Here is a 7,333-nt window from a genome sequence, read left to right on the forward strand (position 1 = left end):
ACTGACGAATGTGCCGCCCTATCCGCCTGGTCGGCGTTCAAAACCCCATCGTGCGAAGCGGGCGCGGGCGGCCAGCAGATCAGGGTGGTCCGGCGGCAGTGCGTCTTGGAAGGCCATCAACCAGTTTGCCCAGGACGCTCGATTATCGATCGGACGCCGCTTTGCATCCGCCCCGTCGAGGAATGCCAGTGCGCGAGTGGAGTTTTCGCTGGCCAGATAGTGCCGTGGCGCCGCGGTGTGCGCATAGACATCGATATCCGGGCCGGTTGCGGTGTCGAACGCGGCAGCGAGTGCGGTATGCGCGTCCAACAGCGCGGTCGGCCATTGCGCGCAGACAATCTGTCGCAGCGGGCTGGTGAACGCCGCATGCGAGAGCCCAACTCGTTCGATGTCTTGACCGGGATGGCCACGTGCGACGAGCACACCGAGGTCGACCACCACATCACGCAACTGCGGCAACGACACCGGATGTCCGAGCCGATGCAGGGCTTCGTGGATCAGGCGCAGGGGCGCGGTCGGACCGACGCCGACCGCCGCGAGCAGGGCGCCGACGGGCGGCGCGGTGATGGCATGCATGGGACGCTCGCGGGTTGTGCTGAACCTTCTCGCCACTAGCGCATTCAAATCCGTGCCATCGAGACTGTCGGCTCGCCAATCGATTTCGGTGATCAACCTCGGCATCAGCCAGCCGCCGCGCACATCATCGGGTAGTTCGTGCAAGGTCCGATCGAGCCCCTCCGGGATACCGCCTTCGGCGACAGCCAACTCCCCCAGCACCTCCCGTGCGGTAGGCGGATGCAGGTGGACACGCCGAGCATGCGCGATATCTGGATGATCTACGACATCGGTGCCGGACCTGACACCGACAATCACCCGAACGTGGCCCAATCGCTCATCGGTAGTGAGGGTCGCGACAGCGGCGACAACGCTGCTACGGCATCCCTCCTCCGGCTGGTCGAGGCCGTCGATCAGGATGCGGATACGGCTGCCCGCCTTCCGCATCCGATGCAGGGGTCGCACGATCTCGATCTCGAAGGCGCTGAACCGCTCGCGGTCGGTCAGCTCCGCCTGCACGGCCTGCTGCACCGCCACGAATTCCGCGCCGAATCGTGCGCCGAGTTGGTTCCGCAGCTCCAAGAGCACCGACTCGATGGTGCTCGTCACATCCAGAAAGATTGCGGCCGTGACGAATTCAGCTGTCAACGAACCCAGCGTCCCGGCCAGGCCGGGTCGGATGAGCAGCGACATCAACGTAGACTTCCCGGCCCCGGCCGGTCCGATCAACGCCTGCAACCGATCACCGCTCGCTTCCACGATCTGAGCGAGAGTCTCCTGAACGCTCATCGTCAGTGAAACGCTGCGAACCAGGTGATCGACTAAACCTGCTGCGGGCCTACCGGTTACCGCGTCTCTGGATCGAGACCGGTTGGGCACCAACCACAGTCCCTGGTCGCCCCGTCGCACCTGAGTTCATCCTGACGGAAGTCAACGAGCACCGGCGCGCGAGGCCGGCTACCCCCGCCGTCATCGCGTGACTGCGGGGCGGCCAATCCGGTCGAGCCCCAGCAGCACTATCGGCGTCAAGGAAGTCGCAGGTCAGCGACATACACCAGGTTGGGGATATGGGTCAGCTCCCCCTCCGGACACAGACAGTACGTCACGTCACCTGCTCTACCTGCGGTTATGCAGGATGGCGGGTGACTTTTTGAGTCTAATCAACACAGAATCCCAGGTAGTGGCCTGTGGGGGTTCAATACGGGTTCAGCTGAGAGAATCCTGAGAAGCCGACAGGTCGGCCCGATGGATCGTAGACCGTCAGATCACGAATATCGTGCCAGCCCTACCGATATCGTCAAGACCCTTCCTTGGATGCTGCCCCGCTCGCCACACCAATTAGAAGGTGGCTTCATATACAACGCTTACCCGCTCGACTCCTCGGTCGAGACCGCCCAGTCGACCTACCCACACCAATCGCACGACAACGCGAGCTCAACGGAACTCGAAGTCATCGTCCTGAAAGATCCCCCGACCTCACGCCGGCCGCTGCTCGCGCCCTGCTGCACCTCATCCCAGAAGCTGCGGCACGGCCGCAATAACCGCGGACGTCGGAGCATCGAGCGCAAACACACAGCCCGACAATGCATTCCATGCAGCTACATGGATTCACCGCGCCGGCGTCGCCATCACGGGCCGCGCCCGCCGTCGAACCTGGCGAAGTCGTAGTCGATAGCCTCGACCATCTCTGCGGCCTTGGGATCACGCAGGATCGGTGCCGAGCAAGTCGAGTGCCATGCCGGGCCACTGGGATCCTTGCCCCGGAAATACGAAGACGGTTTCCGAGGTGATGGCCCGGCCCAAAGGGTTTCGCTGCTTCGGGCGGGGCATGGCTCCGATCATATCGGGACATGGTTTCGATTCCGCCGCCGGACGAACACTGTGCTCAGTGCAGGCTCGCGCCAGTGGTGAAGTGCTGGCGGTAGCGCTCGGGGGTGGTGGAGAGGCGGCGGGTGAAGACTCGGTGGAGGGTTTCGCCGTGGCGGTAGCCGACCGCGCGGGCGATGGCGGTGATGGTGAGTTCGGTGGATTCCAGTAGACGGCGGGCTGCTTCGATGCGGAGGTCTTCTACGAATGCGGCCGGGGTGGTTCCGGTTTCGTCGCGGAAGGCGCGGGCGAAGTGTCGTTCGCTCATGCCGGCGCGCTGAGCGAGAGCGGAGACTGCCAGGTCGTCGTCGAGGTGGTCGGGTAGCCACTGTTGGACGGCGCGGATGGCGGGAGTGCGGGCGGGCTGGGCGCGTAGTTGGGCACTGACTTGGGCTTGGCCGCCGGAGCGGCGGGTGAAGACGACGAAGGCGCGGGCGATCTGCTGGGCCATTTCGCGGCCGTGATCGTCCTCGACGAGGGCCAGGGCGAGGTCGATGCCGGCGGAGACGCCCGCGGAGGTCCAGCGGTTGCGATCGTGGACGTAGATGCGGTCGGGCTCGACGGTGACGCGAGGGTAGGTGCGGGACAGTCGATCGGTTGTACCCCAGTGGGTGGTGGCTCGGTAGCCGTCGAGCAGGCCGGCGGCGGCGAGCAGCAGCGCGCCGGAGCACACCGAGGTCACTCGGCGGGATTTTCGGGCCAGCGCGGGTAATTCGCGGACCACTTCCGCGGATACCGGCCCGGAGATCCAGCCGCCGACAACCATCAGGGTGTCGATCTCGTCAGCAGAGGTGGCCAGGTCATGCAGCGAGTGTTCGACCGCGATGGTCAGACCGCCGTCGGCCTTGATCGACCGGCCCTGCGGCGAGGCCGTCACGAGCCGGTACCTCGTCTTCTCGGCGACCGCGTTGACGAATCCGAAAACATCCATCGGCCCGGCCAATTCGACCAGCTGCATGCCCTCGTAGGCGACGAAAACGATGGTGCGCGGCGCGGGCATTCCGCCATCATCGCAGTCGGGACGGGTGGCCGCCACGATCAGTGCGTGACCGTGACGGCAGTCGGGCTCCCGCATCGCCGCACGCGGCGGGAATATCGCCGCGCCCAATCGCGCTCGGGAAACCCGCCCGGGCACCCACATCAGCCGGCACGCCCGACGCCGACCCTCTCGCCGCGCTCCGCGTGCTGGTCGAGGAACGGGATGATGACTGCGGCAACACGATCCGAGAACTGGGCGTGCGGATAGTGTCCACCGTTGTCGACCATTACGACCCGGCCCACACCGTCCGGCATAGCGGCCACGATCGCATTCGCCTCGGCCTCGGGATCGGCGAAATCCGGGTCCGCCGAACCCATGATCACCAGCGCCGGGCAGCGGACGTCCGCCAACCGGGCCTGTGCGTCCGCAGGGGTGGTCTGTCCGGTTTTCATGAATTCCGCCCAGCGCTCGGGGTGCCGCAGGATGTTCTCGAGGCCGGCGAGGTATCGGTCGTAGTCGGCGGGTTTGGTCGGATAGGCAATGTCCAGATACCGCCGCCACCAGGGCAGCGAATTCATCATCGAGGTGAGCGCGAGGCGGACCATGCCGCGGCGGTATCGGCGGCTGGTGAACAGGGCTCCGGCGTGCATGCTCTGGGTGAGGGTGAAGGGGGCGATCTCAACGATCGCGGTCACCAACTCCGGGGCCTGCGCCGCGGCGATCGTCGCCGAGCCGCCCGAGAGCGAGTGTCCGACGATCACCGCCGGGCCGCCGAAGTGCCGGATGACCCCCAGCAGGTCCTCCGCTACATCGGTACGGCTGATAGCAGCTTTCCCGGTCACCGACGGCCAGTCGGGGCTCGATTCGCCGTGCCCGCGCATGTCCACGTTGACCACCCGATAGCCCACGGCGGCCAGGGGGGCCGACGAGGTGGCGGAAGTCGTGCCGCACAGTACCCATGCCGTGCGACAGCACCACGAGCGGTCCGTCACCGACCACATCGCAGGCGAGCTGTCCGTGTTCGAGCGTCACATACTCGGTCATTGTCGTTTCCTTCCAGCGGAATCATCCGGTGGCCGCGGCTGCGACCTGCTGGGAATTGAACGCCGGGAAATCGGCGCGGCCGATACCGAAGGCCGGAAGGATCAGCCGCACGGCCGATTTCGTCAGATCCTGACAGTGTCACCGCGGAAACGTCAGTCGCTCACCGCGGTTTCGACCGTGCCTTTCCGCTTTCGTGAACTCGGTCCGCACCGCCCCGAGGTACGCCCGACAAGGCGAGGTTCAGTGGCCAGATGTTCGGAAAACAAGCGCGCTGTCGATCTGACCGTCGAGGAGATTCCACGCGGATCCGTCGAGGGGCTGTAGGGTTGCCTGGTCCTGATCCCAGGCGGTTTCGAGGTCCTTGATCCGGGCCTTCGCCTCGCCTTATTTGCCGGCTTGCACCTTTGGCCAGCGTGTCCTGTGTGATGGTGCGGAACTTGGCAATCTCTGCCGCCGGGAAGTGCGCAGTCGCCTGCACCGGGGTGAGCGTCGCCGTGACGGGTGCGGCGGTGTCGTCTTCACCCTTGGAAACCGCGTGCGGCTGAGCAGCCGCCCAGACGAGCAACCCGCCGACGAGCACCGCGACCGCCGCCAAGTACCCCTGAACCGCGCCATCTGGATGACGCTCCTCGTCCTGTGCAGCGGCCTGCTCCTTGGCGGCACGGTCACCCGCTACTACGACTGCAAGGAATTCCGCCGCGCCTCCACCACGCGCCACACGCCGTAGAGATCACGGTCGCCTACGAGCAGTTGGTGGCGAGTGGCGCGCCGCGCAGGGCGGAGTCGATCAGCTGTCGCAGTGCGCTGGCGACAGGCTCATCGGCGTGGGAGACCATACGGCCAGGGCAGAACGACCGGATGCTGGCATTGGTTGCACCGGGCAGCGGATTTTTCTCTGCCCCTGCGCTTTCGGAGAAGAGGTGATAGGCGGTCAGGCCCGGCGGCACCGCCGGATCCGCGTTGAGCCGGGTCAGAAACGGAGAGCCCGGGATCATATCCCGACAGCCCGGTGACACCCCAGCGCACACCGACGAGAGATCATCGCCTTGTTCCGGGGTGCCGTAATCGATATAGCTTCCGACCGAATCGAGTCCGCCGAGGAACTTCACGTAGTCACGTTGCGCAAGACCACCCATTGAGTGACCGACGAGATCCACCCGCCGAGCGCCGGTCTGCTGCCGGATGTCGGCAACCTTGTCGGCCACCGCCTGCGCCGACTCCGAGATCGTCTCTGTCCCACTGGGATTCCCGAGCAGCACCATCGAAAAGGCTGCGGACCGAGCCATGCCCGAAAACTTTCCAGCGCCCCCTGGTCCGCGGCGATCCCCCCGATCACCAGCACCGGATCCCGGTCGCCGCCGGACGCGACAGCCGCCGTGGCATGCGCTGCGACCAGTCCTATTGCCACATACAGCATTACGACGCCCGAGCGTGCAATTCGTGTGAGGAAATACACCGACCTGCCTTCAAAGGAGCATCCGATCGCCATTCCCATCCGACGTTATCAGTCGTCCCCCGTGACGCCGCCGCCAGCGTGCGGATCAGCCGTCCCACGACCAGGAGTCGACCCGACACGCCGAATTCTCCTGCGCGACACCGGCCACCACCTCCCGCGCAGCCTGGCCGGAAGCATCAGGGAAAGTCGCGACGGGTGGAAGCCGATCAGCCCTGAGCCAACCGATACCGTTCGAAACCCTGTGCGCGACAGTCAGTTTAGGATCGGAACGTGACGCGACGAGTGGTGGGGATCGATCGGTTCCGACGTGGGTAGGCAGTGCGGATCACCGGGGTGCGTCGACTCGCCGAGTGGAACGCGAATGACCAGGGATCGGAGCTGGCCAAACTCGCCGAACAATTCGATGCCGACGGATTCTCGACGCCGGACGGCGGACCGTGGACCTTCGGTGCGGCCGCCGAATTCATTCAGCAGCTCTGGCACCGTAGGGCAGGAACCGCGCGCGAGGGCGTTCGTCGGTATTGTCGCCTGCGCACGCAAGGTCTCGAGCTCGCTCGGAAAAACCTGCTCGACCCTAGCCTCGCTGGCATCATCGATGCTGTAGATGACCCACACTCCACTGCCGGTCTCGCCGGTGGTCTCGCCCTCCGGTTTCGGTGGCCGCATGCGCTCTGGCTGAACAAACTGACCCAGCAGCGACACCAGCGTACTTACGCTTGTGCGATCGATGTACTCACCGGCCTTTCCGAGGAGGTCACGGAATTCGATCCCCACCTCCCGCAACGCGCGTTCGAATTCTTCCGGATCGATCCCAAAGGCCTGTCGGGTGCCATCACATTGCTCCTGGAACGAATTCGGCACTACGCCTTCAGCGTCCTCGCCTAATCCCGACCTCGCCACGCCCGGCAATGATCACGGCCCGACGCGGCGAACTCGTCCCACTGGATCGGCTGTGCCAGGCCGCGTATCGGCCTCCAAAACCCCGACAGTGACGATTTCGGATGTTGTCGACGCTCTTCGAAATCCGGCCGGTGGCGCCCCGGCGGCGGAGACCTGCCCGGCAGCTTTTGCCGAGGCCCGGAGATAGACCTGGGGGACGTAATGAGGTTGCACGGATTTGGCATCGGCAGGCCCGCATGGTCGCCCGCGATCCGTAGACTTCGGCCGCGATATCACTCACGCGGATGGGCGCTCGACCACCGGCGGTCTGCTCGCTCGGATCGGCAGTGGCGTCAGATCAGTCACCCGACAGGACACGGCAGTCAGTGTCCGTACCGGGCGCTGAGGGTCGGTTGGCTCACATTTTGCGTTTTCTGCCGTATATCCATGGGATGGTTATCCGGTGAGATCAGGCTTATCGACGTGATCCGCTTGGCTCATCTACAGAAAAGAATGAATTAAGCAATGACTCAAGGCAGTGTGAAGTGGTTCAA

At 65.0% G+C, this 7,333-nt stretch carries 8 protein-coding genes; 2 read left to right on the forward strand and 6 right to left on the reverse strand.

Annotated features, from left to right (window positions below; translation table 11 throughout):
• Positions 1-18: 18 nt before the first annotated feature.
• From ABZW16_RS29725 to ABZW16_RS29740, 4 genes are all read right to left on the reverse strand, one after another.
• On the reverse strand, positions 19-1,344 hold the full coding sequence (locus tag ABZW16_RS29725) for a hypothetical protein (RefSeq protein ID WP_354959380.1): 1,326 nt from the start codon (positions 1,342-1,344) through the stop codon (positions 19-21).
• Between the two features lie 912 nt (positions 1,345-2,256).
• Positions 2,257-2,385 carry an acyltransferase domain-containing protein gene (locus tag ABZW16_RS29730; protein ID WP_354959381.1) on the reverse strand — a complete coding sequence of 43 codons (129 nt, stop codon included), beginning with the start codon at positions 2,383-2,385 and terminating at the stop codon, positions 2,257-2,259.
• Between the two features lie 55 nt (positions 2,386-2,440).
• On the reverse strand, positions 2,441-3,496 hold the full coding sequence (locus tag ABZW16_RS29735; RefSeq protein WP_354959382.1) for a helix-turn-helix domain-containing protein: 1,056 nt from the start codon (positions 3,494-3,496) through the stop codon (positions 2,441-2,443).
• A gap of 65 nt (positions 3,497-3,561) precedes the next feature.
• Positions 3,562-4,308 carry an alpha/beta hydrolase gene (locus ABZW16_RS29740; RefSeq protein WP_354959383.1) on the reverse strand — a complete coding sequence of 249 codons (747 nt, stop codon included), beginning with the start codon at positions 4,306-4,308 and terminating at the stop codon, positions 3,562-3,564.
• Between the two features lie 22 nt (positions 4,309-4,330).
• Between ABZW16_RS29740 and ABZW16_RS29745 the strand changes: the two genes are divergently transcribed.
• Both ABZW16_RS29745 and ABZW16_RS29750 read left to right on the forward strand, forming a co-directional pair.
• Complete coding sequence (locus tag ABZW16_RS29745) at positions 4,331-4,768, forward strand: hypothetical protein (protein WP_354959384.1); 438 nt, start codon at positions 4,331-4,333, stop codon at positions 4,766-4,768.
• Positions 4,769-4,979: 211 nt separating this feature from the next.
• Positions 4,980-5,171 (forward strand): hypothetical protein, encoded by a 192-nt coding sequence (locus tag ABZW16_RS29750; protein WP_354959385.1) that lies wholly within the window; start codon positions 4,980-4,982, stop codon positions 5,169-5,171.
• Between the two features lie 13 nt (positions 5,172-5,184).
• On the opposite strand, the gene ABZW16_RS29755 is transcribed toward ABZW16_RS29750, so the two are convergent.
• Complete coding sequence (locus ABZW16_RS29755; RefSeq protein ID WP_354959386.1) at positions 5,185-5,730, reverse strand: alpha/beta hydrolase; 546 nt, start codon at positions 5,728-5,730, stop codon at positions 5,185-5,187.
• Positions 5,731-6,152: 422 nt separating this feature from the next.
• On the reverse strand, positions 6,153-6,761 hold the full coding sequence (locus ABZW16_RS29760) for a hypothetical protein (protein WP_354959387.1): 609 nt from the start codon (positions 6,759-6,761) through the stop codon (positions 6,153-6,155).
• Between the last annotated feature and the right edge of the window lie 572 nt (positions 6,762-7,333).

Origin of the sequence: Nocardia sp. NPDC004604, assembly GCF_040609795.1 — a bacterium.
Classification (GTDB): domain Bacteria; phylum Actinomycetota; class Actinomycetes; order Mycobacteriales; family Mycobacteriaceae; genus Nocardia.